This is a genomic window from Allobosea sp. CRIB-10, from assembly GCF_900112185.1.
Taxonomy (GTDB): domain Bacteria; phylum Pseudomonadota; class Alphaproteobacteria; order Rhizobiales; family Beijerinckiaceae; genus Allobosea.
On record NZ_FOKP01000003.1, the window covers coordinates 362,360 to 388,255 of the forward strand.

At 66.4% G+C, this 25,896-nt stretch carries 24 protein-coding genes and 1 riboswitch; of the genes, 14 read left to right on the forward strand and 10 right to left on the reverse strand.

Annotated elements, in window-relative coordinates:
• Positions 1-19: 19 nt before the first annotated feature.
• The 4 genes from BMZ69_RS06785 to BMZ69_RS06800 all read right to left on the reverse strand — a co-directional run bounded on the left by BMZ69_RS06785 (position 20) and on the right by BMZ69_RS06800 (position 3,031).
• Complete coding sequence (locus BMZ69_RS06785) at positions 20-1,288, reverse strand: RNA polymerase sigma factor (RefSeq protein ID WP_092155790.1); 1,269 nt, start codon at positions 1,286-1,288, stop codon at positions 20-22.
• Between the two features lie 42 nt (positions 1,289-1,330).
• Entirely contained in the window at positions 1,331-1,756 is a 426-nt protein-coding gene (locus BMZ69_RS06790; protein WP_092155791.1) for a YciI family protein, read from the reverse strand.
• Between the two features lie 75 nt (positions 1,757-1,831).
• Complete coding sequence (locus tag BMZ69_RS06795; protein WP_092155792.1) at positions 1,832-2,254, reverse strand: YciI family protein; 423 nt, start codon at positions 2,252-2,254, stop codon at positions 1,832-1,834.
• Between the two features lie 114 nt (positions 2,255-2,368).
• Entirely contained in the window at positions 2,369-3,031 is a 663-nt protein-coding gene (locus tag BMZ69_RS06800; RefSeq protein ID WP_092155793.1) for a dihydrofolate reductase family protein, read from the reverse strand.
• A gap of 286 nt (positions 3,032-3,317) precedes the next feature.
• On the opposite strand from BMZ69_RS06800, the gene BMZ69_RS06805 reads away from it, so the two are divergent.
• The 3 genes from BMZ69_RS06805 to BMZ69_RS06815 are packed head-to-tail and all read left to right on the forward strand — an operon-like array spanning position 3,318 to position 5,436.
• On the forward strand, positions 3,318-4,205 hold the full coding sequence (locus BMZ69_RS06805) for a CAF17-like 4Fe-4S cluster assembly/insertion protein YgfZ (RefSeq protein WP_092155794.1): 888 nt from the start codon (positions 3,318-3,320) through the stop codon (positions 4,203-4,205).
• Positions 4,202-4,837 carry a DNA-3-methyladenine glycosylase I gene (locus tag BMZ69_RS06810; protein ID WP_092155795.1) on the forward strand — a complete coding sequence of 212 codons (636 nt, stop codon included), beginning with the start codon at positions 4,202-4,204 and terminating at the stop codon, positions 4,835-4,837. Before BMZ69_RS06805 ends, BMZ69_RS06810 begins: the two co-directional genes overlap by 4 nt.
• Complete coding sequence (locus tag BMZ69_RS06815; RefSeq protein ID WP_092155859.1) at positions 4,837-5,436, forward strand: YfbR-like 5'-deoxynucleotidase; 600 nt, start codon at positions 4,837-4,839, stop codon at positions 5,434-5,436. Before BMZ69_RS06810 ends, BMZ69_RS06815 begins: the two co-directional genes overlap by 1 nt.
• 184 nt (positions 5,437-5,620) lie before the next feature.
• Here BMZ69_RS06815 and BMZ69_RS06820 read toward each other — a convergent pair whose 3' ends face one another.
• On the reverse strand, positions 5,621-5,908 hold the full coding sequence (locus BMZ69_RS06820) for an SH3 domain-containing protein (protein WP_092155796.1): 288 nt from the start codon (positions 5,906-5,908) through the stop codon (positions 5,621-5,623).
• Between the two features lie 195 nt (positions 5,909-6,103).
• Between BMZ69_RS06820 and aceB the strand changes: the two genes are divergently transcribed.
• Positions 6,104-7,711 (forward strand): malate synthase A, encoded by a 1,608-nt coding sequence (gene aceB, locus BMZ69_RS06825; RefSeq protein ID WP_092155797.1) that lies wholly within the window; start codon positions 6,104-6,106, stop codon positions 7,709-7,711.
• A gap of 100 nt (positions 7,712-7,811) precedes the next feature.
• On the opposite strand, the gene BMZ69_RS06830 is transcribed toward aceB, so the two are convergent.
• The gene (locus tag BMZ69_RS06830) at positions 7,812-10,103 is read right to left on the reverse strand and encodes an nSTAND3 domain-containing NTPase (RefSeq protein ID WP_175506689.1); all 2,292 of its coding nucleotides are present in this window, start codon (positions 10,101-10,103) and stop codon (positions 7,812-7,814) included.
• A gap of 447 nt (positions 10,104-10,550) precedes the next feature.
• Between BMZ69_RS06830 and argC the strand changes: the two genes are divergently transcribed.
• Positions 10,551-11,525: an N-acetyl-gamma-glutamyl-phosphate reductase gene (gene argC, locus BMZ69_RS06835; protein ID WP_092155799.1), complete on the forward strand. Its 975-nt coding sequence runs from the start codon at positions 10,551-10,553 to the stop codon at positions 11,523-11,525.
• A 78-nt stretch (positions 11,526-11,603) separates the two neighbouring features.
• Here the strand turns inward: argC and BMZ69_RS06840 are convergent, their stop codons facing one another.
• Complete coding sequence (locus BMZ69_RS06840; protein WP_092155800.1) at positions 11,604-12,107, reverse strand: hypothetical protein; 504 nt, start codon at positions 12,105-12,107, stop codon at positions 11,604-11,606.
• A gap of 290 nt (positions 12,108-12,397) precedes the next feature.
• Here BMZ69_RS06840 and BMZ69_RS06845 point away from each other — a divergent pair, with 290 nt between their 5' ends.
• The 3 genes from BMZ69_RS06845 to BMZ69_RS06855 all read left to right on the forward strand — a co-directional run bounded on the left by BMZ69_RS06845 (position 12,398) and on the right by BMZ69_RS06855 (position 15,065).
• Complete coding sequence (locus BMZ69_RS06845; protein WP_092155801.1) at positions 12,398-13,429, forward strand: DUF3616 domain-containing protein; 1,032 nt, start codon at positions 12,398-12,400, stop codon at positions 13,427-13,429.
• A complete protein-coding gene (locus BMZ69_RS06850; protein ID WP_092155802.1) occupies positions 13,429-14,046 on the forward strand; it encodes an NUDIX hydrolase in 618 nt (205 codons plus the stop codon). The genes BMZ69_RS06845 and BMZ69_RS06850 overlap by 1 nt, the downstream gene beginning before the upstream one ends.
• Before the next feature lie 122 nt (positions 14,047-14,168).
• Positions 14,169-15,065, forward strand: coding sequence for a hypothetical protein (locus BMZ69_RS06855; protein WP_092155803.1), 897 nt, complete (start codon positions 14,169-14,171; stop codon positions 15,063-15,065).
• A gap of 6 nt (positions 15,066-15,071) precedes the next feature.
• Here the strand turns inward: BMZ69_RS06855 and BMZ69_RS06860 are convergent, their stop codons facing one another.
• Together BMZ69_RS06860 and BMZ69_RS06865 are read right to left on the reverse strand one after the other, a co-directional pair.
• Positions 15,072-16,187 carry a PLP-dependent cysteine synthase family protein gene (locus BMZ69_RS06860; protein ID WP_092155804.1) on the reverse strand — a complete coding sequence of 372 codons (1,116 nt, stop codon included), beginning with the start codon at positions 16,185-16,187 and terminating at the stop codon, positions 15,072-15,074.
• Positions 16,188-16,287: 100 nt separating this feature from the next.
• A complete protein-coding gene (locus BMZ69_RS06865) occupies positions 16,288-18,642 on the reverse strand; it encodes an AI-2E family transporter (RefSeq protein WP_244543241.1) in 2,355 nt (784 codons plus the stop codon).
• A gap of 168 nt (positions 18,643-18,810) precedes the next feature.
• Here BMZ69_RS06865 and BMZ69_RS06870 point away from each other — a divergent pair, with 168 nt between their 5' ends.
• The 6 genes from BMZ69_RS06870 (at position 18,811) to BMZ69_RS06895 (ending at position 25,667) form a co-directional block, all read left to right on the forward strand.
• On the forward strand, positions 18,811-19,566 hold the full coding sequence (locus tag BMZ69_RS06870) for a GntR family transcriptional regulator (RefSeq protein WP_092155860.1): 756 nt from the start codon (positions 18,811-18,813) through the stop codon (positions 19,564-19,566).
• 50 nt (positions 19,567-19,616) lie between these two features.
• Positions 19,617-19,817: riboswitch (cobalamin riboswitch) on the forward strand.
• Between the two features lie 119 nt (positions 19,818-19,936).
• Complete coding sequence (locus BMZ69_RS06875; protein WP_244543242.1) at positions 19,937-21,880, forward strand: TonB-dependent receptor plug domain-containing protein; 1,944 nt, start codon at positions 19,937-19,939, stop codon at positions 21,878-21,880.
• A 106-nt stretch (positions 21,881-21,986) separates the two neighbouring features.
• On the forward strand, positions 21,987-22,853 hold the full coding sequence (locus BMZ69_RS06880) for an ABC transporter substrate-binding protein (RefSeq protein ID WP_175506690.1): 867 nt from the start codon (positions 21,987-21,989) through the stop codon (positions 22,851-22,853).
• Positions 22,850-23,875, forward strand: a complete 1,026-nt coding sequence (locus BMZ69_RS06885; protein WP_092155807.1) for a FecCD family ABC transporter permease — start codon at positions 22,850-22,852, stop codon at positions 23,873-23,875. Before BMZ69_RS06880 ends, BMZ69_RS06885 begins: the two co-directional genes overlap by 4 nt.
• Entirely contained in the window at positions 23,875-24,666 is a 792-nt protein-coding gene (locus BMZ69_RS06890) for an ABC transporter ATP-binding protein (protein WP_092155808.1), read from the forward strand. Before BMZ69_RS06885 ends, BMZ69_RS06890 begins: the two co-directional genes overlap by 1 nt.
• On the forward strand, positions 24,663-25,667 hold the full coding sequence (locus tag BMZ69_RS06895; protein WP_092155809.1) for a DUF6925 family protein: 1,005 nt from the start codon (positions 24,663-24,665) through the stop codon (positions 25,665-25,667). Before BMZ69_RS06890 ends, BMZ69_RS06895 begins: the two co-directional genes overlap by 4 nt.
• On the opposite strand, the gene BMZ69_RS31520 is transcribed toward BMZ69_RS06895, so the two are convergent.
• Complete coding sequence (locus BMZ69_RS31520; protein ID WP_175506691.1) at positions 25,664-25,831, reverse strand: hypothetical protein; 168 nt, start codon at positions 25,829-25,831, stop codon at positions 25,664-25,666. The two genes, BMZ69_RS06895 and BMZ69_RS31520, sit on opposite strands and share 4 nt — an antisense overlap.
• Positions 25,832-25,896: the final 65 nt, after the last annotated feature.

Consider the following 25,896-nt stretch of genomic DNA (forward strand, 5'->3'; position numbering starts at 1 on the left):
TCGGCGGCTGCGCTCGGTTTCAGCCGGCCGCCTTGCGGGCCGTCTCCGCCCGGCCGAGCAAGAGATCGCGCTCGCGCCGGTTCCGGGTCATGCCGGCGGCACGGGTGAACTCGATCTCCGCCTCGCTATGCCGGCCGAGCTTGACCAGGAAATCGGCGCGCACGCTCGGCAGGAGATGGTAGTTCTTCAGCGCCGGCGCCGAGGCGAGCGCGTCGACCAGCACCAGCCCTGCCGCCGGCCCCTCCGCCATCGAGACCGCGACGGCGCGGTTGAGCTCAATCACGGGTGACGGCGTCAATGCGCCGAGCGCGCCATAGAGCGCAGCGATCCTGCGCCAGTCCGTCTCCTCGGCGGTATTGGCGCGGGCATGGCAGGCGGCGAGCTCGGCCTGCAGGACATAAGGGCTGGGCGCGGTGGCAAGCCGACGCGCCCTCTCCAGCGCCTTGAGGCCGTGATTGATCAGCAGCCGGTCCCAGCGCGCCCGGTTCTGGTCGAGCAGCAGCACCGGCTCGCCATCAGGGCCGATCCGGGCGCGCAGGCGCGAGGCCTGCAACTCCATCAGCGCGACGAGGCCGTGCACTTCCGGCTCCTGCGGCGCGAGCCCGGCGAGGATGCGCCCGAGCCGCATCGCCTCCTGGCACAGGGCGGGACGCACCCAGTCCTCGCCGGCAGTCGCGGCATAACCTTCGTTGAAGATCAGGTAGACCACCTCCAGCACCGAGGCGAGGCGGTTAGCCAGCTCGGGGCCATGCGGCACGTCGTAAGGCACCTTCGCCTCGGCCAGCGCCTTCTTCGCCCGGACCAGGCGCTGCGCCATGGTCGGCTCCGGCACCAGGAAGGCGCGGGCGATCTCCTCGGTGGTGAGGCCGCCGATCAGGCGCAGCGTCAGCGCCAGGCGCGCCTCGACCGCGAGCACCGGATGGCAGGCGGTGAAGATCAGGCGCAGCAGGTCGTCGCCGAGTTCGTCGTCGAGCGCCTCCTCGATCTCGGCGATCGGATCGGTCTCCTCGTCGACGTCGCGGCCGATTTCCTCGTGCTTGCGCTTCAGCATCTTGGCGCGGCGGAGGCCGTCGAGAGCGCGATGCTTGGCGGCCTGCATCAGCCAGGCGCCGGGATTGCGCGGCACGCCCTCGCCCGGCCATTGCTGGAGCGCGGCGACGAGTGCGTCCTGCGCCAGCTCCTCGGCCCGGCCGACATCGCGGGTGACGCGGGCGAGGCCCGCGATCAGCCTGGGAGCCTCGATCCGGAAGACCACCTCGATGGCGCGGTGTGCATCGCTTACCGTCATGGCCTGCGATACACACCATCAGCAGCTGGGCTGGCAAGCGGCTCAGCCGTTGTCGCCGACTTCGCTCTTGAGGCGCTTCCAGGCCGCATCGGCTTCCGGTGAGACGGCGTCGCCGAAATCGGCGAGGTCGACGACCGGGCGGATCTCGATCTCGGACGGGCCCGGCATCGGGTTGGGGCAGCGCTTGACCCATTCGATCGCCTCGTCGAGCGATTTGCACTCCCAGATCCAGTAGCCGGCGACGAGTTCCTTGGTCTCGGCAAAGGGCCCGTCGACCACAGCGCGCTTCTCGCCATCGAACTGGACGCGTGCGCCCTTCGCGCTCGGCTGCAGGCCGTCGCCGCCCTTCATGATCCCGGCTTTCACAAGCTCCTCGTTATAGGCCATCATCGCATCGACCAGTTCGCGGGTCGGCGGGGCGCCGGCTTCGCTGTCCTTGGTCGCCTTGACCAGCACCATGAAACGCATCGGTCTTCTCCATTTTTGCTGGAACGGTGCAGGCCTCGCCTCGCACCCTCCGGGTTGAATGACGCTCCGACAATGTCAGCCGCCGAGCTTGGCCGTCTCGGCGCGCAGGCGCTCCTCCTGCTCGCGCAGTTCGGGCGTCATCGCCTCGCCGAAATCCTCCATCTCGAAGATCGGGCGCAGCTCGATCTCGGTGCCGCCGTCGAAGGGCGCGCGCTTCAGCCACTCGACCGCCTCGTCGAAGGAGCGCACCTGCCAGATCCAGAAGCCGGCCAGCAGCTCCTTGGTCTCGGCGAAGGGGCCGTCGATGATCGTCCGCTGCGAGCCCGAAAAACGCATACGCAAGCCCTTCGAGCTCGGATGGAGCCCATCGCCCGCCAGCATCACGCCGGCCTTCACCAGCTCTTCGTTATAGGCACCCATCCTGGTGAGGATGTCCCCGCTCGGCATCACGCCGGCTTCGCTGTCCTTGTCGGCCTTGACCAGAACCATCACGCGCATCGGTCTTCTCCTGTCTCTTCGAGTTGGTTTCGCTTCGGTATGGGGCGGGAGAATTCCCGCCCTCTGTTGCCACGTCGAACGAGGCGCGCCCCGATCGACAGGCTTCCCAAAAAATCAGCCCTTGATCGAATATTTTTCGCGGCGGGCGATTTCGGCGGGGCTCGGCTGCTCGAATGCGAACGAGCCAGTGGTGACCTCACCCTCGCGGCGATAGGTCGCCATGAGCACGCCGGTGCTGGAGGCGCTGGTCTCGACCAGCTTGAACGCGGCCGGCATGGCGCCGCCACCGAACAGCCGCTTGCCCTTGCCGAGCACGACCGGGAAGGTCAGCAGCGTGATCTCGTCGATCAGGTCCTTGGCCAGCAGGGCCTGGATCAGCTCGCTCGAACCCTGTAGCAGAAGCTTGGGGCCATCCTGACGCTTCAGCGCCGCGACTTCGGCAGCGGGATCGCCGCGCAGCGCGACGCTGTTCTGCCAGGTCAGGGTCTGCGGCTCGGAGGTCGCGACATATTTGGTGATGGCGTTGAACTTGACCGCGATCGGATCGTCGCCGGCATAGGGCCAGTGCGCCGCGAAGATGTCGTAGGTCCGGCGGCCGAGCAGCAGGTCGAACTCCTCGGTGAAGGCCTTGTCCATCACCCTGCCCATCGCCTCGTCCCAGTAGTGGAAGGTCCAGCCGCCATGGCTGAAGCCGCCCTGCGGATCCTCCTCCGGACCGCCCGGCGCCTGCATGACGCCATCGAGGGACACGAAGGTGGCAGCAACGACTTGTCTCATGATCAGTCTCCCGAACTCGCGGGAGCTCGTCCCGCCTTGCTTCTCCGAAGCTCGGGCGGAGCTGGCAATTACCTGCCGCCTCCGCTGCTTCTTGCTGACACGTCGAACGGCAAATCGCCGGATCGACAGCTCTCTGAAAAAATCTTCAGCGGGACGGCCGCGCGGCGTACGGCACCCGTTTCCTGTCTCCCGGGTCGCATCGGTTGAGCCTTTGGCCGAAGCACCCTAACTATCGGGACGAACGGCGCCCCATGCCGAAACAGCGATCGCTCAGAGAGCCCCAGCCATGCCGGCAACCAGACTGGTCGACCGCGGCGTCATCCGCGTCAGCGGCGACGACGCCCGCGATTTCCTCGAGAACATCGTCACCAACGCGATGGATGCCGTCACGGCCGAACGCGCCGGATACGGCGGGCTGCTGACACCGCAAGGCAAGATCATCGGCGATTTTCTCATCGTCGCGGTCCCGGACGCGGAAGGCGGCGGCTTCCTGCTCGACACGCCCCTGCTCCAGATCCCCGACCTGATGAAGAAGCTGAAGCTCTACAAGCTGCGCGCCAAGGTCACGCTCGACGATCTCAGCGAGAGCGCCGCGGTGATCGCCGCGACCGATGGCGGCAGGCTGCCGGCCGATGCCGGGCTGGTCCATGCCGATCCGCGCCTCCCCGAGCTCGGCGAGCGCGCCATCGTCGACCGCGAGGGCGCCGACGAGCTCGTCGATGCGTCGATGGACGACTACCACGCTCGCCGCATCGGCCTCGGCATTCCCGATGGCGGGCGTGACTTCCTCTATGGCGACGCCTTCCCGCACGAGGCGCTGTTCGATCAGCTCGGCGGGGTCTCCTTCAGGAAGGGCTGCTATATCGGCCAGGAGGTCGTCTCGCGCATGCAGCACCGCGGCACCGCGCGCTCGCGCATCGCGCCGATCGTCTTCGACGAAGGCGTCATCCCGGAGCATGGCGTCGAGGCCAGCGCCGGCGGCAAGACGCTCGGCCGGGTCGGCTCCTGTGCCAATGGGCGCGGGCTTGCGCTGCTCAGGCTCGACCGGGTGGCGGATGCGCTCGCCGCCGGCCACAAGCTCGACGCAGGCGGCCTTGCCTTCACGCTTGGCCAAAAACCATCCTTCATCCGCTTCCCTTATCCGGGTGAGCCTGAATTCGGAGCTGCGGCATGACCGACGTCACCGGCGGGCGGGCGGCGGTCGAGGGACCCGACGGCAGATATCGCTGCATCTGGCCGGGGAGCGACCCGCTCTATCTGGCCTATCACGACACCGAGTGGGGCGTGCCGGAATATGATTCCCGCGCGCTTTGGGAAAAGCTGATGCTCGACGGCTTCCAGGCCGGCCTGTCCTGGATCACCATCCTGCGCAAGCGCGACGCCTTCCGCGCCGGCTTTGCCGGCTTCGAGCCTGAAGTCGTCGCCCGTTTTAGCGAAGCCGATGTCCAGCGCCTGCTGGCCGATGCCGGGATCGTGCGCCACCGCGGCAAGATCGAGGGCACAATCCGCAATGCGCAGGCCTATCTCAGGCTGAGCGAAAAGGGCCCCTTCGCCGACTTCCTCTGGAAGCATCTCGACGGACGCGTAATCCAGAACGCCTTCCGCACCCATGAGCAGGTTCCGGCCGAGACCGCCGTCTCCAAGGCGATTTCCAAGGAACTCAAGGCCGCCGGCTTCACCTTCTGCGGCCCGACCATCGTCTACGCGGTGATGCAGGCTTGCGGCATGGTCAACGACCACCTCACCGGCTGCTTCCGCTGGCAGGAATGCGCGGCGCTCGCCCGCGACACGCGCCCCGCCGCCTGATGGTGAAGCCGCCTGTCCCGCCGCGCGCCTGGCAGCGCATGCTGTCGGGCCGGCGGCTCGACCTGCTCGATCCCTCGCCGCTCGATGTCGAGATCGAGGACATCGCCCATGGCCTCGCCCGCGTCGCCCGCTGGAACGGCCAGACCCGCGGCGCGCATTCCTTCTCGGTCGCGCAGCACAGCCTCCTGGTCGAGGCGATCGCCGGGCATCTCAACCCGGAGTGGCCGCGCGACTGGCGGCTGATGGCGCTCCTGCACGATGCACCGGAATACGTCATCGGCGACATGATCTCGCCGTTCAAGGCGGTGATGGGCGATGCCTATAAGGGCGTCGAGCTGCGCCTGCTGGCGGCGATCCATCTGCGCTTTTCTCTGCCGGCGACGACCCCGGCCATCGTCAAGCGCAAGACCAAGGACGCCGACAAGATCTCGGCCTTCCTCGAAGCGACCGAGCTCGCCGGCTTCGAGCGCGAGGAAGCCCTGCGCTTCTTCGGCCGCCCGCAGGCCTTGCCGCGCGAGGTGCTGGCGCTGATCGAGCCGCAGGCGACGGAGGAGGCGCAGGGCGCGTTCCTGAAGCGGTTTACGGAGTTAGCAGGATAGGCGCGGGATCCCCTCTCCTGGAAGGAGAGGGGTAGGGGTGAGGTGTTCGGAGCGGAAACGTTAGCCTGAACCCGACCGCGCGGTCAGGCCCCGCGGAACTGGTCACAGGGCGTACACCTCACCCTGCCCTCTCCTTCCAGGAGAGGGTTCCCCGCGCTTGCATCGTCGGCCGGTACGCTAGGCCTCAATAACAAGAAACAAATTCCCGATAGACCCAGCCCACCACATGGTTGCGCCCGCGCGGGCTGATCAGCGCCCAGGCCCGGCCGCGCTCGTCGGACGAGGTGTTGATCACGCGGATGCCGGCGCCGTTGCTGACGCGGCCGATGATCTCGCCGTTCGGCGTCTCGCGGATGTTGAGCGGCGTGCCCGTGGGATCGGTGACGGCGCAGCGGTTCTGGGCGAAGGCCGGCGCGGCCATGAAGCCGCTGGCGAGCGCGGCGGTGAGCAAGCCGAGGCGGATGGCGGTCATGAACTGGTCCCCTGATCGTCAACCGGCACGCCCCGCGCCGTGACACGCACTGCAATGGCGCGCTCAGGACCGCTTTCGCCGACGAGATCAGATTATTTCTATTTTGGATCAGATCATCTGACATTCTCTGCCATTCACGACATAATCAGATCCCTGCATACTGCGTTCACCTGATGTAGGTGAGAGACAAGAACCATGACCGTTCCGACCAGCCTGAACCTTCCTGCCGGCGTCGTCGTCAAGGGCGCGCTCGCCGAGCGCTATGACGAGATCCTGAGCCATGACGCGCTCGCCTTCGTCGCAGGACTGCAGCGCCGCTTCAACGAGACCCGCAAGCGCCTGCTCGCCGTCCGCAAGGAGCGTCAAAAGCGCTTCGACGCCGGCGAGACCCCGGATTTCCTCGCTGAAACCAAGCATATCCGCGAAGGCGACTGGAAGGTGGCGCCGATCCCGGCCGACCTGCTCGACCGCCGCGTCGAGATCACCGGCCCGGTCGACCGCAAGATGATCGTCAACGCGCTGAACTCCGGCGCCAAGGTCTTCATGGCCGACTTCGAGGACGCCTCCTCGCCGGTCTGGGCCAATATGGTCGAAGGCCAGATCAATCTGAAAGACCGCTGGGCCGGCAAGATCGACTTCACCGATGCGACCTCGGGCAAGGCGTACGCGCTCAAGGACAAGCCGGCGGTGCTGATCATCCGCCCGCGCGGCTGGCACCTGCCGGAGCGGCATATCGAGATCGACGGCGAGGTCGCCTCGGGCTCGCTGGTCGATTTCGGCCTCTATCTCTTCCACAACGCCAAGGCGGCGCTGGCGCAGGGTTCGGGCCCGTATTTCTATTTGCCCAAGCTCGAGAGCCACCTGGAAGCGCGCCTCTGGAACGACGTCTTCGTCGCCGCCCAGAACGCGCTCGGCCTCAAGACCGGCACGATCAAGGCGACCGTGCTGATCGAGACCCTGCCGGCCGCCTTCGAGATGGACGAAATCCTCTACGAATTGCGCGACCACATGGCCGGCCTCAATTGCGGCCGCTGGGACTACATCTTCTCCTTCATCAAGAAGCTCGCCCGCAACAAGGCCTTCGTCCTGCCCGACCGCTCGCAGGTGGTGATGACCAAGGCTTTCCTGCGCGCCTATTCGCTGCTGTTGATCAAGACCTGCCATCGCCGCGGCGCCTTCGCCATGGGCGGCATGGCGGCGCAGATCCCGGTCAAGAACAATCCCGAGGCCAATGCCGCCGCCTTCGCCAAGGTCAAGGCCGACAAGGAGCGCGAGGCCGGCGACGGCCATGACGGCACCTGGGTCGCCCATCCCGACCTCGTTCCTGTCGCGATGGAGGTGTTCGACCGGCTGATGCCGCAGGCGAACCAGCTCGACAAGGCGCGCGAGGACGTCTCGGTGAGCCGCGAGAACCTGCTCGAAGTGCACGAAGGCACCCGCTCGGAAGCCGGCTTCCGCGAGAACATCCGCGTCGGCGTGCAGTATCTCGAAGCCTGGCTGCGCGGCCGCGGCGCGGTGCCGATCTACAACATGATGGAGGATGCCGCGACCGCCGAGATCAGCCGCGCCCAGATCTGGCAGTTCGTGCAATACGGCGTCGAGGTCGATGGCGGCACCAAGGTCGATGCCGACCTCTTCAAGCGCTGCCTCGCCGAAGAGATGCTCGTCGTGAAGGGCGAGCTCGGCGCCGAAGCCTATGACAAGGGCCGCTTCCCCGAGGCGATCGACCTGTTCTCGAAGCTCTCGCTCGCGCCGGAGTTCGAGGAGTTCCTGACCGTGCCGGCTTACGGGAAGCTGGGCTGAGAGGCGCGAGCAGGCGCGGCTCAAGCCGCGCCTGCTCATTCTAATACGACCGCTGGGTTTAAGTTCGCTTGATCCAGCCCAGAACAGAACTCAGGCGAAGTTAATCATTGCCGCGAGGTAGACTGTCGAAAAGGTCGCGTACATCGGTCTCTTCAACGCGCTGTTCGTATCTCTGCTCTCTATAGTAATCCATTTGCTCATCAGCACGCGCCTCCTCATGCTCTTCGAACTCGTCCCACTCCGTTTGGATGGCATCGAGGCGACCTTCGAGATTGACCGGCAGAGCCTGTTGTAGCTGCTCCAGTTGGTCCTTGAATTGGTGATATTCAGATGACGAGCGAAGCTCGCCTAGGCGATCCGAAAAGCCGAATGTCAACCAATATTCTAGACCCTCGCAAATCGCTGCCTTCTCATTTTGCGTACCGTTCTCAAATAGCGTCAGCATGGCCAGTGCTTCTTCGGGCGCAATGCGGGTTCGCGCGATTCTCAGTAGTTCAATCCGCAACGGCTCCGTGAATTGGTCGATTCCGATATAGACGGGCCAAGGCATGTCACGGACTGCTTCGATAACGCGCACGCCATCCTCGAACTCGGCCTCGTCAAAAGCTCGCCATTCGTCAAGCAACGCCTCCAGCGCAGATCCCACGATAGCAAAAATCTCCTCAGCTTGAACGCTTTGTGCGATCTGAATGAGAAAGAGGACGCGCCGCTCAAGGCTTGGCGCGAGATGGACAACAGCGCCCTTAACCACAAGACGGCGAGGTGTAGCCATTAGCCGCTGAAAGCTATCCCGCAGCACAGCGGGCGCCGCTGCAATGGCCGCACGCAGTTTAGTCCCGTCGGCAGCCGTGGCCAAAGCCCAGCAGTGCTCAATCTGCGCGACACTCACTGCGCCTCGGATAACGTCAACCCCGTTTTCGGGCTCAGAGCGAAGCACTGCGTTCATCAAGTCAATGACTGACGGGTCCAAAAACTCCACCACATCACGACGCAGATTGATAAAAGTGCCAGTGAGGCTACGGAGTCCTGCCTCAAAATCGCCAGGAGCGAGGGGAAAGCGATAGGTTTCGCCTCTGGCAGAGTGCAGCTTCTTGAAAGCTTCATGCAAGCGGGAAAGAGTAGCTTGCCCGCTTAACGAATGAAGGGAAAGCAGCAAGCTCCGCTCGCTATCCCCGATCTGCCTATCATAGGCATGGCGCCAGATATCAGAAGGGTCAGAAAGCAAACTCCGAACAAAAGATCGGAAATCCTGCACGCTCACTCGTTTGATTCGCTTGAAATCAGAAAGCCACTCTACCAGCCTAGGTGAAAATTTCTGATGCCTGACGATCTCAAGATAAAACTCCTCTCGCAACAGCTCCTTTTGATATGGCTTAGGTAAATCACCAAAGAATAAGTGGTTGTAGAGAATTCGGGCCCGTTTGCGCTCGTCGAGAGCCGTTAACGAAATAGTCAACTTGTGGCTATCGACCATGGCGTGCCGCAGCCGCTCCGAGCCAGACAGCGCTTGCGCAAATAGATGCTCGCGCGTGGTGAGAACCAATCTAGTCTGAGGATTGCCGCGTACAAACTCTATGAAATCGACAATAGCGCGATCCTCATTGCGCGCCAGCGGCATCCCACCTTCCCTTAAAAAAGTTGCTCCAAGGAAATCATCATAGTAGAAAATCGCCTTCTCATCTCCGAAATATAACTTACGTGCCTCATCAAAGCCATTACGAGCAATTATTGCTTTATAATCGTGGCGTAAATGTTCAAAGAGTAAGATATCTGCCAAAGTACTCTTACCTACACCGGGCGGACCGGAGATAATTACAATTCGCTCGGAAGCAAGATTTTGATGAGCTATAGGATATACATTGCTACGAACAAAACGCTGTATTTTTCTTCGGATACGATTTACTTCTAATTCACTCTGCGTCACTTCTGCATTGTAAAGTACTTTTTGTAGAACAGCAACACTGGAAAGCCATAACTTAAAATGCTGCCGTTCTACCTTGGGGTATTGACCTAAAAGATTATTTAAATCATCACGCCCAAGCAGGTTGGCAGTTGTCAAAATCGGCCCGAATAAGTTGACGATCTTCTCCTTCTGCGTGAGCGAGAGATCGACCGAGGTTGAGAGTATATAGCGACTAACTGGAAGGGTTAGGTTCGGAAGCTTAAGCGCCTCCTCTTTCAGGTCACGGAAGAGCGCATCATACCCGGATCGCGCATAGTGCTTGCACTGCACCACACTTTGGTCGCGACCATGCGCGCGCCGGAAATCGACACCGCCATCTCGCCCGGTTTTGAAACTCTCAAAATCGACGCCATCGCGGGCTTGAAGGACGTCTCTGGTGAGGTCCTCGAAATCGGCAGGCGACAATGTATGGAAATCATAATCTGGCAAGTTGTATCCCACTGAAACCGAACAACACTGCATTTGCAGAATAATTAATATCGAGGCCGACGAAAGGACAAGGCCGCTAAATCTGAAAGCAAATATCCTGATGTAAAAGTGATCCCGCCCTCCCGACCTCCCGTATGATGCCGCGCATCCCATCCCCAAGGGGCGGCCGACCGGAGGCATGTCGTTTGGCGTGACATTCCGCTTGACGATGAATGCCGGCGCCGACAGTGTCCCGGGGCATGCTCAGGAACCCGACCCTTTGCGACCGACGCCGACGCCGCTTCACCCGAGCGGCGGCTTCTTGGCTGCGCGTCGATCACCGTCCTTCCGTGTGAAGGCCTCACCATAGGCCCCACCCGCCGGAGCGACCCCGGCCCGCATTCCTGAACCTCCGCAGCCCTCGGCTCCGGGGGTTTTTCTTTGCCCGAACCCCAAGAGGACACCACCATGAGCATTCGCGTCGGCATTGTCGGCATCAGCGGTTTTGGCGGCGGCGAGGCGCTGCGCCTGATTGCGAGCCACCCGTCATTCGAGCTGGTCTACGCCGCCGGCGAGAGCAGCGCCGGCGGCCGCCTGGTCGACCGTTTCCCCGGTGTGCCGGCCAGGCTGGCCGGGCTGGTGATCGAGAAATGGGACCCGGCAACCCTGCCGAAGCTCGACCTGCTGTTCGCCTCGCTGCCCACGGGCGCCTCGGCCGAGGCGCTGGCGCGCGTCCCCAAAGACGTGAAGATCGTCGATATCGGCGGCGACCACCGCTATGTCGACGGCTGGGCCTATGGCCTAGCCGATATCTGGCCTGCCGAGATCGAAGGGCAGACCCGCGTCGCCAACCCCGGCTGCTTTCCCGCTGCGACACTGACCGCGCTGGCGCCGCTGCTGGCGGACAAGCTGATTGAGCCCGGGAATATCGTCATCGACGTCAAGACCGGCATCTCCGGCGCCGGCCGGGGCGGCGACAGCAAGTTCGGCTACGCCGAGAGCAATGAGAACCTGGTGCCCTACGGCCTGCTCAGGCACACCCACATGCCCGAGATCGCCAGCACGATCGAGCGGCTGAGCGGCGGCAGTGCGGCCGGGCTGGTGTTCACGCCGCATCTGGTACCGATGACCCGCGGCATCCTCGCCACGATCTACTGCCGCGGCCACGCCACCACGGACCAATGCCTGGACGCAGCGCGGCGCTTCTATGCCGGGCGCTCCTTCGTGCGCGTGACCGACAAGCCGCCGCAGACCAAATGGGCGACTGGCTCGAACCTCGCCTTCGTCAGCTATGCGGCCGATCCGGAGCGCAATCTGGTGATCGCGCTGGGCGTCGTCGACAATCTCGGCAAGGGAGCGGCGGGCCAGGCGATGCAGAACGCGAACCTGATCTGCGGCCTGCCGGAAACCGCGGGATTGGACGGCGCACCTGTCTGGCCGTGATCAAGGCGGACCTCCCGGCAGCTCATCAATCTGCTTCGGAGGTCCGCTCATGCGCGCAAGCGGCGCCGGTGTCGCGGCTCAAAAGCCGTACATCGCGATCATGATCCCGAAGGCGAGGGCGAACAGGACGCCGGCCGTGGTCGGCGCCGTCACGATGAGGGCGGCGAGGGCCGGATGACGGTTCCGCCACGCCAGCACCGCGGCCGAGAGTGCGATAACGGGCAATGCGACGAAAGAGGCCGATGTGAGCCGCGCTTCGGCGTTGAGGTCGAGCCCGCTGCGAACGACGGATGGCAGCGTCTCGAGCCATCCCAGCATCCAGCACGCGGCCACGGCGAGCGTCGCGCCGCGCAGGTCGCGCCGGGCGGCAAGTACGAGGGCCACCGCGGCGGCAATGAGCTGGAACGCGCCCGACGCAGCAACGATCCAGCGCTCGATCCCGGGATAGAGGTTCGGTGCCCCGAAGAACGGCAGCAGCAGCGAAGACAGACCGAAATAGGCGGCAAGCACGGCCGACAGGATGAGAAGCGGCCGAGCCGCCTTGCCGAAGAACGAGCTGCCGCCGGATTCGACGTTCGCCATCGCTGCCTCGCTCGGTCTCAAGCGCGCGGCACCTCCGCAAGCGCGCGGCTGGCGTGCCTTCGCCTGACCGCTTCCGTACGGTCCGTCTTCAGGTAACGGCCAACGTCTGCGCCTGCCAAGCTGCGCGAAGGGATGTGCGACGTTCCTGGTCGAGGTTCTCTCGCGTTCACCCCGAATGGGCTGAGCTACTCCTGCAACGATACGTCCTTGCCCGGCGCAAGAATCCGCGCCCCGATCTTTGCAACCGCCATTGCGACGCCTATCTCGCTGCTTTCCATCGGAGCAAGACCATGCGGCTCGCGATCCTCTCCGCCCTCGCGCTCGCCCTCCTTGCAACCCATGCCGCCCGCGCCGAGCCGCTGAAGCCGGACCGCAAGATCGAAGCCACCTCCGACTTCGCCGGCAAGAAGCCGCGCAAGGCCGCCAAGGACATCAGCGGCATCGCCTGCCGCCCGCCAGCTGGCGGCGACTATCGCTGCCTCCTGATCAATGACGAGAACAAGGCCGCCCAGTTCGCGACGCTGAAGCAGGGGACGATCATACCCGGCCCCAGCCTGCCGCTGGTCAAGGACAGCGCCCCCGCAGGCGCCAGCGGGCGCCAGCCGGTGGTCGGCTGCCCGCAAAAGGGCGGCTTCGAGGATTTCGACGGCGAGGGCGTCGCCTTTGCCGATCGCCATTTCTACGTCGTCGGCTCGCATGGCTGCTCGCGGCGCAGCGGCGAATACCGCCCCTCCTCCTTCCTGCTGGCCCGGATCGCCGCCGGCAATGGCGAGGCCGGCGCCCCCGAACTGAGCTGGCGCGTCGCCGATCTGCTCGCCGCCGCCGATGAGGTCGCCCCGTTCGTCGGCAAGGCGCTCGACGAGAAAGCCAACGGGCTCAACATCGAAGGCCTCGCCGTGGTCGGCGACAAGCTCTGGCTCGGCCTGCGCGCGCCATCGCTCGGCGGCCGCGCCTTCCTCGTCGGCGGCAGCGTCGCCGAATTGTTCAAGCCGGGGAGCGAGCCGGCGACGGGAAAGCCGCAGCTCCTCTCCTTCCAGGCCGGAGCGCAGCGCGGCGTGCGCGATCTCGCCCCGCTCGCCGATGGCCGCCTGCTCGTCCTCGTCGGCCCGGCGCAGGAGCAGGAGGTTCCCTATGCGATGCTGCTGCTAGACCCGGCCGATCCCACGGCTGCCCGCGAGCTCGGCGAGCTGCGCCCGCGCAAGGACGCCAAGGCGGAGGCGCTCACCGTGCTGGCGCAGGAGCGCGGCGAGCTGCGCGTCCTCGTCGGTTATGACAGCGTGAAGAATGGCGGCTTCGAGGAATACCGGCTGAAGCTGCCCTGATGGGCGCGGCGACGCGCTTTCCAGCCGCCATCGGGCGTGCGATGCGCCGGGTCATGAGCTTCCTGACGCACCTCGATTCGACCGTCTCCCGCTATCTCGCCGAGGTCGCCGGGCCGCGCGAGCACCTCGCATTGCTGCGCTGGCAGATCGGCGAGCGCCATGCGCTGGACCGGCGCGAGACCATGCCTGGCCACGCAACCACCAGCGCCTTCGTGCTCTCGCCCGACCATGCGCAGATCCTGCTGATCGACCATGTCGTGATCGGCCGCTGGCTCCAGCCCGGCGGCCATTACGAGCCGGCCGCGAGCTTCTGGCAATCGGCGCTGCGCGAGGCCGTGGAGGAGACCGGCGTCGCCAGCCCCGTGCTGCACCCCTGGCATCGCGGCGGCGACCTGTCCTTCGCGATCGACAGCCACGAGGTGCCCGGCAATCCGCGCCGGAACGAGCCGCCGCATATCCATCACGATCTGCAATATCTCTTCATCGCCGATCCGGCCCTGCCATTGATCGCCCAGGAAGAGGAGGTCCATGCCGCCGCCTGGAAGCCTATCGCGGCGCTGGCGGAGATCGCGCCCGTCGCATTCGCACGCTTGCGCGGGTTGCACGCCACCGGCTGAGCCAGGTGCGGCGCCTGTTGCCCGCCCGCAACAATACGCAGGTACAACATCATTGTCGCCCGGTACATATTGCGACTGATTTGCATTTGCGTAAGCTGGGTCCGTCAACAGGATCGCCAGCCATGCTCAAGCCCGCCGCCTTCGCTCTCGCCGCCGCGAGCCTGCTCTCGCCCGCCTTCGCGGCCGACCTGCCCTCGCGCAAGGGCGCCCCGGCCGCGCCGCCGGTGCTCTCGGCCTGCACCGAAAGCGAGGGCATTCCGACCGACGCCTTCGGCTTCACCACCGGCTCAGACGTCGCCGAGGTCGGCTCCTTCGGTGCCAGCCTGACCTATAATGGCGGCTTCGGCGTTCGCGACGGCCGCCAGGCGGCGCATGGCCTGCAGCTCCAGGGCTCCTACGGGCTCTTCCCCTGCTTCGAGATCGGCCCCTATCTCCTCGGCGGCTACACCGACGCCACCATCGCCGGCGCCAAGGCCGACAGCCGCAGCGCCGGTGCCGGCGTCGAGATGAAGTACCGCCTGCTCGGCCGCGACCTGCACGGCATCGGCCTCACCGTCATCGTCGATCCCAGCTTCAACCGCACCGACCCGACCGGCGCCGGCAACTTCACCACCTACAACACCGGCCTACGCATCTTCGCCGACAAGACGCTCGTCCCCGGCAAGCTCTACGCCGCGCTCAACCTCTCGCATGACCTGACCTGGACGGGGCCTAGCTCCTATATGCGCTCCTCGACCTTCACGATCGGCGGCTCGCTCGCCTGGCAGGTGCTCGACGGGCTCTATCTCAGCGGCGAGGTCCGCCATCTGCGCCGCCACAACGAACTCGGTTTCGGCAAGCAAGCGGGCTACGCCACCTTCGCCGGCCCCGGCGTCTTCTGGCAGGCGACCAAGCAGTTCGCGATCTCGGCGGCCTACAACGTCCAGATCGCCGGCAAGGCCAAGGGCCAGCCGGGCGATCTCGACGTCACCAATTTCAGCCAGCACCTGGTAAAAGTGAAGGCGGCCTACAGCTTCTGAGCGAAGTCAGGCCTCTTCGAGCGGGCACTCCAGCCGCTCGCCAGCCAGGACGGCCTCGATCCGGCGCTCATAGGGGGCTGGGTCGAGCCCGCGCTCGGCCAACCAGCCGGCATCGTAATAGGTCTTGAGATAGCGCTCGCCGGAATCGCAGATCAGCGTGACCAGCGAGCCGCCCTCGCCCTTCGCCCGCATCGCGTCGGCGAGCCAGCACAAGGCGAAGAAATTGGTCCCGGTCGAGCCGCCGACGCGGCGCCCGAGCCGGCGCGAGAGCACGTTCATCGCCGCGATCGAGGCGGCGTCCGGCACCCGCACCATGCCGTCGATCACGCCGCGGACGAAGGAGGGCTCGACCCGCGGCCGCCCGATGCCCTCGATCAGCGAGGGCCGCTCGCAGCGACAATCGGCATCGGCGGTGCGGTAGCCGTCGAAGAAAGCGGAGTGCTCGACATCGGCGACGCAGAGCCGGGTGGCATGGCGCTTGTAGCGCAGATAGCGTCCGAGCGTCGCCGAGGTGCCGCCGGTGCCGGCGCTCATCACCATCCAGGCCGGCACCGGATGCGGCTCCTTGCCCATCTGCTGGAAGATCGATTCGGCGATGTTGTTGTTGCCGCGCCAGTCCGTCGCCCGCTCGGCGAAGGTGAACTGGTCCATGTAGTGGCCGCCGACTTTACGGGCGAGCGCCTCGGCCTGCGCATAGAGCGTGCGGCCATCGTCGATGAAATGACAGGTGCCGCCATGATGCTCGATGGCGGCGACCTTCTCGGCCGAGGTCGAACGCGGCATCACCGCATAGAACGGCACGCCGACCATGCGGGCGAAATAGGCCTCCGACACCGCCGTCGAGCCGGAGGACGCCTCGACCACCGGCGTGTCCTGCCGGATATGGCCGTTGCACAGCGCATACAGGAAGAGCGAGCGCGCCAGCCGGTGCTTCAGGCTCCCGGTCGGGTGGGTCGACTCATCCTTGAGATAGATGTCGATGCCGGCGAGCGCCGGGCAGCCGAGCTTGAAGAGGTGGGTGTCGGCCGAGCGGTGCTGGTCGGCTTCGAGCGCGGCGATGGCTCGGTCGGTCCAGTCACGGGAGCCGGATTTCCGGGCTGACGGGGAAAGCTCGACATCCATCGGAAAGGCCTGTGCACGAGGGCGGATGCGCCATTTACGCGCAGGCCGGCTTCCGGGGCCAGCGTCGGCTTGACCCTCGCGCTGGACGAGTCGTCACGCGCTACTCCGGAACCGGCTGGCCGACAGTGGCGCTCGCTTCGGATTCCGCCTCGGCCGGCCGCGGTTGCGCGCTGTCGGCGCCGGCCCGGCTGAGCGTCCCGACGACGTCGGCCGCGAGCTTCTCCAGCAGTTCACGTTCGCGCTGGTCGAGGCTGCGCGCCTCCGCATCGAGGATGCAGAGCGCACCCAGCACGAAGCCGTCGGACGAGCGCAACGGCGCACCGGCATAGAAGCGCAAGCCCCAGGTCTTGGCGACGGGGTTGTCGGTGAAGCGCGCATCGCGCTCGGTGTCGGCGACGACCAGTGTCTCGCCGCCGGATACGACATAATCGCAGATCGCGGCCCGGCGCGGCAGGATCGGCCGGCCGGCCTCGTCCCGGCCGAAGCCGGACAGCTCCTTGCTGCGGCCGATGACGATCTCCCTGTCGGAGTCGATCGCCGAGATCATCGCAACGTCGACGTCGAAGGCATCGGCCGCACGCTTGGCGATCGCGTCGAGATCGTCGCGCAACGCCTCGTTCAGGAAGTCCGTGCCTCGCAGTGCCGCCACGCGCTCATCGTCATTGGCCGGCGCCTCTGCCTTGATCGACTCGCCGCGAGCCTCGGGCAGCATCCGGCGGACCCGGCCGATGGTTTCCGCGATCGAGGTCGCGATCTCGTCGGCGCCGATGCCCTTGCCCGCCTCGTTCGCGAGCCTCTCGGGTGAAACCGTCCAGAGGACGACGACGATCTTCAGCTCCGGCCAGCGCTGCCGCAAGCGCCGGCAGAACTGCCGGGCGGCGCTGTCCGGCTCGCCGCTGAAATAATTGATGCAAACGATCGGCACGCCATCAAGATCGAGCCTGGCGACCGCGCTCGTCGTGACATGGGCGACCCTGCGCGCCTGCGCCGGAATGCCTTCGAGGCCGAAGGCATGGGCGAGCATTCCGGCTGCGATCGCATCGATCTCCCATTTGCCGCCGATGCAGACCACTGTCGGGGCGGACGCCGCCGCCTCGGGAGCGTGCTCCTCGCGTAGCTCCTCCAGCAATGCCTCCATTCCCTCGGCGATGCGCAGCCGATGCGCCGCAGTCGCCTGGCGCCCGTAGTCGTCACGGGCAAGGCGCAGCACCGCGATCCCAACCGAGTCGTAGAAGGGAACCACACCAAGCGCCTCGATCTCGCCTTCGGCGATCTCGGTCGCCTCGTCGACGTCTCCGGCGAGGAGACGCTGATAGATACGCTCCGCCGAACTGAGCACCGGCACCGAGCCGAGCAGGGTGTCGAGGAACTGCAGTTGAGGCAGGGTCTTGCCGAGAACCAGCAGGCAGACCGTCAGCGGCGTCGACAGGATCAGGCCGACAGGGCCCCAGAGCGCGGTCCAGAACGTCGCGGCGGCGATCAGCGAGATCGCCGAGAGGCCGGTGCTGGTACCGTAGAGCATCGGCTCGACGATGTTGTTGCTGACGATTTCGAGCCCCGCGATCAGGGCGAGCGTCCACAGCAGCATGTCCCAACCGGGATCGACCGCGAAGGCGAGCACCAGGGGGAAGATGGCGGAGATGAGCGCGCCGACGTACGGCACGAAGCGCAGCACTGCCGCGACGACGCCCCAGAGCGGTGCGCCGGGCACGCCGATCAGCCAGAGTCCCAGCGTCAGTGGTATGGCAAAGGAGACGTTCACCACGAGCTGCATCAAGAGGTATCGGCTGATCCGCCGGCCGGCATCCTCGATCGCATCGGTCGAGCGGTGCAGATTGCCGCCGAGGATGCGCAGTAGTCGGTCGCGCAGATCGGCACGATCGAGCAGGGCCAGAACAACGAAGACGAGGACGATGCCGGCCGTCGCCAGCGGCTCCAGCGCAGCCCCCAGCCAGCCCAGCGCGACCTGCAGCTGGGTGCCGGGCGCCGGCACGATCTCGACGCGCTGCGCCGCCGCGCCCTGGGCCGCCTCCACCTCCTTCTGGAGCGAGGCGATCGCATTCAGCGCGCCGTCGAGGATGCCGGGCGCCTTGAACTGCGCCTTGAGGTCGTTGAACTTGCCGTGGATGGTCGACTGATAGGTCGGCAACTGCTCACCGAGCGAGCGCAATTGTGTGCCCAGCACCAGGAAGAGCCCGGCCAGCAGCACCAGCACGACGCTCATCACCACCGCGATGGCGATGACCTTGGGAAGGCCGCGCCGGCGCAGCCACATGACTGGCGGGTTGAGCGCAAAGCCGATCAGGAAGGCGAAGGCGAGCGGGATCAGGATGTCCTGACCGTAATAGAGCGCCGCGATGATCACGGCAGCAGAAACGAGCGTCGCCGCTACGGTGACAATGTCGCTGCCGCCTGGATCGCCCGCGTCGATGCCGCCCGTCTCTCGCGGAATCATCTTTTGTCGGTCCGGCGGTGCCGTCGTCATGATCGAAGCCCCCGGCCTGCTATGGCTGGTCTTGAGAACGTGGGACGGACCACCCGGTTCCGCCTGGGCCCGCGCCGCATTGCGAACTGCAAGCCGCAGGCGTTAAGACGAGACGATCTTCAACCAATGGTGTCGGCGATGACGCGCGAAGAGGCCGGGAACGGCGCATCGGACAAGGCCGGGACGATCAGCCGGGCGCTGCGCCGCGCGATCATCGAGCGCGCGCTCGAACCCGGCGCGACCTTGCCGGAAGACGCGCTCGGCGAGCGCTTCGGCGTCAGCCGCACGCTCGCGCGCCATGCGCTCGGCCAGCTCGCGGCCGAAGGGCTGGTCGAACTGCGCCGCAACCGCACCGCCGTGGTGGCGACGCCGAGCTGGCAGGAGGCGCGCGACACCTTCGACATCCGCATCGAGCTCGAGCGCCTCGTGGTGCGCCAGCTCGCCGGCCGGCTGAGCAAGGCGCAGCTTGCGACCCTGCGCGCCCATGTCGACGCCGAGGATGCGGCACGTGGCGGCACCGATGCGGTCTCGATCCGGCTCGCCACCGAGTTCCACATCCTGCTCGCGCAGATGACGGAGAGCCCGATCCTCATCCGCTATGTCAGCGAGCTTTCCTATCGCTGCTGCCTGATCCTGTCGCTCTACAGCCGGCCGCATTCCTCGGAATGCGGCGTCAACGAGCATCGCCTGCTGATCGAGGCGCTCGAAAGCGGCGATGCCGACAAGGGCATGAGCCTGATGCACCACCATCTCGATTCGGTGGCGGAACGGGCACTGGTCGCGGAGGCCAAGCCACGCGGCCGGGACATCATGGCGATCCTGGCACCCTATGCGGAAGCGCCGCCGCCGACTGCGAAGGCTGCGCGGAAGCGCCCGCTCAAGGCGGCCGAATAACCGACCTCGTCGCGAAGGCGGCAAGCGAATTGACGTTGCGGCTCGTCCGCCCTACTCGTGAACGCGACGGTTCCCTCACGGGATCAAAAGGGAACGCAGTGCGGGTGGTCCGTCCACCTCATGCTGCGGCTGCCCCCGCAACTGTAAGCGGCGAGCCTTTCGCCATACGCCACTGGGACCTCGGCCCTGGGAAGGCGGCGAAGGGCAGCGACCCGCGAGCCAGGAGACCTGCCGTCAGCCGTGGTCACACGCGAACACATCGGCCGGGGTGCGCTGATGGGTGGTAGAACTGCGCGCGCCCGGTTTCGGGCGCGGGTGGGGAGATCTCGTTCGCGGTGACGTGCCACTGACGTTACCGCCGAGGTTTCCCGTGTTCCGTTTGCCAAAGCCCGCCAGGAGCGGGCGTTTCTCACTTGCCTTCCCCCTGCTCGCCGCTTCGACCATGCTGATATCACCCTCTGCGCTGGCGCAGTCGGGCGAGAAGCCGATCGCGCTCGACGAGCTAGTCGTCAGCCCGACCGGCGTTCCGACCCCGGCAAGGGAGATCGCGAACGCCGTCACCGTCGTCACCGCGAAGGAGATCGAGCGCGAGCAGCGCCGCACCTTGCCGCAGGCGCTCGCCGCCGTCCCCGGCCTCAATATCGTCCAGACCGGTGGTCCGGGCGGCCTGACCTCGGTCTTCATGCGCGGCACCAACTCCAACCACGTCAAGGTGCTGATCGACGGCATTGAGGTGAACGATCCCTCGACCCCGAACCGCTCCTTCGACTTCGGCCAGATGCTGACCACCGACATCGAGCGGATCGAGGTGCTGCGCGGCCCGCAGAGCGGTCTCTATGGCGCCAATGCGCTAGGCGGCGTGATCTCGATCACCAGCAAGCGCGGCGAGGGGCCGCCCAAGGTAACGGCTTCGGTCGAAGCCGGCTCCTATGGCACCTTCAACCAGAGCCTCGGGGTTAGTGGCGGCAATGACCGCTTCGACTATGCCTTCGGCATCAGCCATTTCCGGGCGGATTCGACACCGGTGACACCACCGGACCTGGTTCCCGCCGGCCGGCGGCGCAATCCCAACTCCTATGACAACTGGAGCTATTCCGCTCGCCTCGGCGCACGCCTGACCGACACGCTGAGCGTCAACTGGGTCGGCCGCTATATCGACGGGCAATTGCTATTCACCGGCGATTCCGGCTTCCCGAGCCTGCCCAACGGCTTCCGCTCCGGCCAGAACTATCGCCAGGCCTTCACCCGCGGCGAGGTCGTCTGGGACCCGCTGGGCGGGCAGTTCGTCAACCGCTTCGGCGTCTCCTACAGCAACCAGGATCGCTCCAATCGCCGGCCTAACGCCTTCGGCATCCTCGACGTGCCGACCGAGAACCTCGGCGAGCGCATCAAATACGACTGGCGTGGCGACCTGAAGCTCACCCGGAGCCAGACGCTGGTGATGGGGCTGCAATACGAGAACGAGCGCTTCGACACGCCCAACAAGACCGTCTCGAACGGCAACCGGGGCGCCTTCGTCGAATTGCAGTCGAACTGGACCGACCACTTCTTCACCACCGCCAATATCCGCTACGATGACGACGACAAGTTCGGCGGCCACACCACCTATCGCATCGCACCGGTCTTCATCGTGCCAGGCACCGACACCAAGCTGAAGGCGAGCTACGGCACCGGCTTCAAGGCGCCGACGCTGAGCGAGCGCTTCAGCGATTCCCGCCCGGCCTTCAATTTCTACGGCAATCCCAACCTCAAGCCGGAGGAAAGCCGCGGCTGGGATGTCGGCTTCGAGCAGCCGCTGCTGAACGGGCAGGTCAATGTCGGCGCGACGTATTTCCATAACGACATCGACAACCTGATCGTCACCAACACGGCGCGCACCTCCTACGCCAATATCGGCCGGGCCACGACCAAGGGCGTCGAGGCCTTCGCGGCGCTGGAGCTGACGCCGCAGTTCAAGGTCCGCGCCGACTACACCTTCACCCTCGCCAAGGACGAGATCGCGCACCAGGAGCTGCTGCGCCGGCCGCGCCACAAGGCCAGCATCACCGCGAGCTGGAACCCGATCGACAAGCTGACGCTGTCGGCCACGCTGATCTATGTCGGCGAGCGCGTGGACGGGAACCGCGATTTCTCGATCTCGCGGATGCGCGCGCCCGGCGCCGCCATCGTCAATATCGCCGCCGACTACAAGGTCGACGAGAGGTTCACCGTGTTCGGCCGCGTCGATAACCTGTTCGACAAGCGCTACGAGAACCCGGTCGGCTTCCTGGTGCCGGGCCTCAGCGCCTTCGGCGGGATCAGGGTGAGCCTGTGAAAGGGCTGCGAGCCTCCTCCGTCATGCTCGCCCTTGTGGCGAGCATCCACGTCTTGAACACCGCGTGTGGTGGAGGAAGACATGGATGGTCGGGACAAGCCCGACCATGACGATAAGGATGGGCTTCGCACTTGCACTCGGCCTCTGGCTGGCGACATCGGGCGGCCTTGCCCGCGCCGACGAGGCGCCGGCCAAGCCGCAGCGCATCGTCTCGCTCAACATGTGCACCGACGAGCTGGTGCTGCGGCTGGCATCGCCGAAGCACATCGCCTCGGTGACCTGGCTGTCGCAGGATCCGCGCAACGCCAACATGGCCGGGCTCGCCCGCAGCATTCCGGCCAATCACGGCCTGGTCGAGCAGGTGCTGGCGCTGAAGCCCGATCTCGTCATCGCCGGCGCCTATACGACGCGCTCGACCGTTGCGCTGCTGAAGCGTGTCGGCATGACCGTCCGCGAGTTCGGCGTGCCGAGCAATCTCGCCGAGATGCGCCGGCAGATCCACGACATGGCGAACCTCCTCGGCGAGCCGCAGAACGGCGAAGCCCTGATCGCCGAGATCGAGGCCCGCCTCGCCGCGCTGGCCGGCCGCCCGCGCCCGGCGCATCCGCGCGCGATCGTGCTGCGCCCGAACGGCTTCACCACCGGGCGCGGCTCGCTCGTCGACGAGATCCTGACGGCCGCGGGGCTGACCAACCTCGCCGCCGAGCTCGGCATCGACAATTATGGCCAGATCGCGCTCGAGACCGTCGCGCTCGGACAGGCCGACATCCTGATCCTCAACACCACGCCGGACGGCCCGCCCTCTTTGGCGCATGAGATCCTGCATCACCCGGTCCTCGCCCGGCTCGGCGACCGGCTGAAGCTCGTCGCCCTGCCCGCGAAGCTTTGGACCTGCGCCGGTCCCGCGGTGATCGACGCGATCGAATTGCTGCTCGACGCCGCCGCGCCGCCCCCTGCCGGAAAGACGCCATGAGCGCCGTGGCCGTGCCCACTTCCGCCTCCGAGCGAATGTCCTATTGGCGGCTCGTCGTCCTTCTGGCTGCGGCGACGCTCGTCATGGCGGCGCTCTCGCTCGCCGTCGGCTATGCCCGGCTCGACCTCTTCGCCGCGCTCGGCGACTGGCTTGCCGGCCGGCGGAGCCTGCCGGCGCTGGTCCTGGTCGAATTGCGCCTGCCGCGCGCCATCCTCGGCGCGCTCGTCGGCTTCAGCCTCGGCCTCGCCGGCGCGGCGATGCAGGGCCTCTTGCGCAATCCGCTGGCCGAGCCCGGCATCGTCGGCATCTCCAGCGCCGCCGCCTTCGGGGCGGTCACCGTGTTCTATTCGGGCTTCGCCGGCGCCTTCGCGCTCGCTTTGCCGCTCGGCGGCATCGCCGGGGCTCTGCTGGCCGTGCTGCTGCTCTTTGCCCTCAATGGCCGCGGCGCCGGCACGATGACGCTGATCCTCGCCGGCGTCGCGATCAACAGCTTCGCCGGGGCAATGACCTCGCTCGCCCTCAACCTCGCGCCCAACCCCTATGCCGCGCTGGAGATCGTGTTCTGGCTGATGGGCTCGCTGGCCGACCGCAGCCTGATCCATGTCTGGCTGGTGCTGCCACTGATGCTCGTCGGCTGGGCCCTGCTGCTCTCCTGCACGCCGGCGCTCGACGGCCTCACCCTCGGCGAGGACACGGCGCGCAGCCTCGGCTTCGATCTGACCTGGCTGCGGGTGCGGTTGATCGGCGGCGCGGCGCTCGCCGTCGGCAGCGCCGTCGCCGTCACCGGCGCGATCGGCTTCGTCGGCCTCGTCGTGCCACATCTCCTGCGCCCGCTGGTCGGCCACAGGCCTGGCCGGCTGTTGCTGGTCAGCGGCTTCGGCGGGGCGATCCTGTTGCTCGCCGCCGACACGATGCTGCGGCTGATGCCGATCCGGCCCGAGCTCAAGCTCGGCGTCGTCACCGCCCTGATCGGCGCGCCCTTCCTGTTCAGCCTGATCCAGCGCCTGCGGCGGGAGACGTGATGCGCATCGAAGCCAAAGGCATCGCGATCGCCTTCGACGGCAAGCCGATCCTCGCCGGGATCGATCTTGCCCTGCGCCCCGGCGAGCTCGTCGGCCTGATTGGCGCCAACGGGGCCGGCAAGACCACTCTGCTGCGCATCCTTGCCGACCTGCTGCCGCCCGCGGCAGGCACGGTCCTCTATGACGGCAAGCCGGCAAGGACGCTGGGGCGCCGCACGCTCGCTCGGCGGCTCGCCTTCCTTGCCCAGGGCGGCAGCGTGCAATGGCAGATGCGGGCCGAGGCTGTCGTCGCGCTCGGGCGCCTGCCGCATCGGCGCCCTTTCGCCGATCTGACCGAGGCCGACCGCACCGCGATCAGCGACGCTTTTGCCGCTGCCGACGCCAGCGCCTTTCGCGAGCGCAGCCTAGACACCCTCTCCGGCGGCGAACGCATGCGCGTGCTGCTGGCGCGCGCGCTGGCGGTCGAAGCGGAGATGCTGTTGGCCGACGAGCCGCTGGTCGGGCTCGATCCGCGCCATCAGCTCGAGGCGATGGCGCTGTTCAAGCGGATCGCCGCCAACGGCACAGGCGGCGTCGTCGTGCTGCACGATCTCTCGCTCGCCGGGCGCTTCTGCGACCGGCTCGTCTTACTGGACGATGGCCGCATCCTCGCCGACGGGCCGCCCGCCGCCGTGCTCGACGACGGCAACCTCGCCCGCGCCTTCGGCATCGCGGTCGCGCGCGGGGATCGCAACGGTGAGCAATTCGTCCTGCCCTGGCAGGCCCTGACCAACGAGGAAGCCAGCCGATGACGGCAGACGACGTGACCAGACTGATCCGCGATGAGCTGGCCTCGGTGACGACGCAATGGAATCTCGGCACCTTCGGCGCCATCGCCGAATTCCTGCGCGATCCCGGCGAGCCGGTCGAACTCGGTGATCGACCGGGCCGGCTCTTCGCCGTCACCGATCGCGGCGGCATCGGCTTCGACGATCTCTCCGAGGTCAGGCTCTTCGCCTCTGAAACCGCTGTCGGCTCGGGCTGGAGCCATCGCATCGCGCTCTGCCTGCCGGAAACGGCCTGCGCGATGAACAGGCGCAGCGTCCTGACCGAACTCGGCCCGGACGAGGCGGCGCTGCGGTTACAAGACCGCGCCGGCATCCTCTTCGACATGGGCCTCGGCACGCTGCAGGTCGACATTTGCATCCGCACCGGCGATCCGCAATTGATCGCGACCTTGCGCTCCGCCGCCGGCAGGAGCCTGTTCGAGCCGGGCAATCCGGCGATGGGGGCGATCGTCGCGAAGGGCCCGCATCGCGTCTTCGTTAGCCGCGCCGGCCGCTGCGAGGTCTATCAGCCGATCCCGCCGGCCGACGGCAAGAGCCCGGAAGGGCCGCACACCCATGTCCTGCCGCAATTGCTGCGCAGCGGCCGCACCCATGCGGCGACCGAGCCGGTGCCGGAGGGCTTGGTCCCCTTTGCCCATCTCGTCCCGGCCCATCCGCTCAAGGACGCGATGGCCCGGCCGCGGCCATGGGACGGCGCGGCCCATGAGCGCTTCCAAGCGCTGCTCGCCGCCACTGGCGACCCGGAACTCACGGTGCTGAAGCAGCGACTTCTGGAGGCGATCCACAGCGGCTTGGACCCCGCCGGCTTCCGTGAGCCGGCGAACAAGTTTGCTCGCCACACCCTGCGGGTCACGCTCCGGCAATTGCGGGCCGGCCCGAAACCGCCGGGCCTGTCGCGCTGGCTGGAGGCCTTCGACAAGCAGGAGCAGGCGAGCGAGGATGCCGACGCCTACGGCCACGGCTAGTAGAGCGCCGGCCCCCGGTTCGCCTCGACGCGGAGTTCCGGCCGGCAGCCGCGGCGCGTCGCCCGCCAGATCGGATCAGGCTCGATGAGGTTGCCCTGCTGGGCATCGCCGCCGGCGTCAGCGCCGAGAGTGGCAGCGCCGGCGCCGACTCGACTAGACCCCAAGAGAGGTAGCCGCCGTCGCAGGCGTCTTTACACTGGTTCAAAGCTACAGGGAGGATGGCTTCCCC

Coding starts and splice junctions, on each gene's coding strand:
- BMZ69_RS06895 (WP_092155809.1), top strand. CDS start 24,663: ATGACGGCAGACGACGTGACCAGACTGATCCGCGATGAGCTGGCCTCG.
- BMZ69_RS06840 (WP_092155800.1), bottom strand. CDS start 12,107: ATGGCGAACGTCGAATCCGGCGGCAGCTCGTTCTTCGGCAAGGCGGCT.
- BMZ69_RS06800 (WP_092155793.1), bottom strand. CDS start 3,031: ATGAGACAAGTCGTTGCTGCCACCTTCGTGTCCCTCGATGGCGTCATG.
- BMZ69_RS06850 (WP_092155802.1), top strand. CDS start 13,429: ATGGGCGCGGCGACGCGCTTTCCAGCCGCCATCGGGCGTGCGATGCGC.
- BMZ69_RS06805 (WP_092155794.1), top strand. CDS start 3,318: ATGCCGGCAACCAGACTGGTCGACCGCGGCGTCATCCGCGTCAGCGGC.
- BMZ69_RS06865 (WP_244543241.1), bottom strand. CDS start 18,642: ATGATTCCGCGAGAGACGGGCGGCATCGACGCGGGCGATCCAGGCGGC.
- BMZ69_RS06885 (WP_092155807.1), top strand. CDS start 22,850: ATGAGCGCCGTGGCCGTGCCCACTTCCGCCTCCGAGCGAATGTCCTAT.
- BMZ69_RS06790 (WP_092155791.1), bottom strand. CDS start 1,756: ATGCGTTTCATGGTGCTGGTCAAGGCGACCAAGGACAGCGAAGCCGGC.
- BMZ69_RS06795 (WP_092155792.1), bottom strand. CDS start 2,254: ATGCGCGTGATGGTTCTGGTCAAGGCCGACAAGGACAGCGAAGCCGGC.
- aceB (WP_092155797.1), top strand. CDS start 6,104: ATGACCGTTCCGACCAGCCTGAACCTTCCTGCCGGCGTCGTCGTCAAG.
- BMZ69_RS06870 (WP_092155860.1), top strand. CDS start 18,811: ATGACGCGCGAAGAGGCCGGGAACGGCGCATCGGACAAGGCCGGGACG.
- BMZ69_RS06810 (WP_092155795.1), top strand. CDS start 4,202: ATGACCGACGTCACCGGCGGGCGGGCGGCGGTCGAGGGACCCGACGGC.
- argC (WP_092155799.1), top strand. CDS start 10,551: ATGAGCATTCGCGTCGGCATTGTCGGCATCAGCGGTTTTGGCGGCGGC.
- BMZ69_RS06815 (WP_092155859.1), top strand. CDS start 4,837: ATGGTGAAGCCGCCTGTCCCGCCGCGCGCCTGGCAGCGCATGCTGTCG.
- BMZ69_RS06845 (WP_092155801.1), top strand. CDS start 12,398: ATGCGGCTCGCGATCCTCTCCGCCCTCGCGCTCGCCCTCCTTGCAACC.
- BMZ69_RS06855 (WP_092155803.1), top strand. CDS start 14,169: ATGCTCAAGCCCGCCGCCTTCGCTCTCGCCGCCGCGAGCCTGCTCTCG.
- BMZ69_RS06785 (WP_092155790.1), bottom strand. CDS start 1,288: ATGACGGTAAGCGATGCACACCGCGCCATCGAGGTGGTCTTCCGGATC.
- BMZ69_RS06890 (WP_092155808.1), top strand. CDS start 23,875: ATGCGCATCGAAGCCAAAGGCATCGCGATCGCCTTCGACGGCAAGCCG.
- BMZ69_RS06860 (WP_092155804.1), bottom strand. CDS start 16,187: ATGGATGTCGAGCTTTCCCCGTCAGCCCGGAAATCCGGCTCCCGTGAC.
- BMZ69_RS06820 (WP_092155796.1), bottom strand. CDS start 5,908: ATGACCGCCATCCGCCTCGGCTTGCTCACCGCCGCGCTCGCCAGCGGC.
- BMZ69_RS06880 (WP_175506690.1), top strand. CDS start 21,987: ATGACGATAAGGATGGGCTTCGCACTTGCACTCGGCCTCTGGCTGGCG.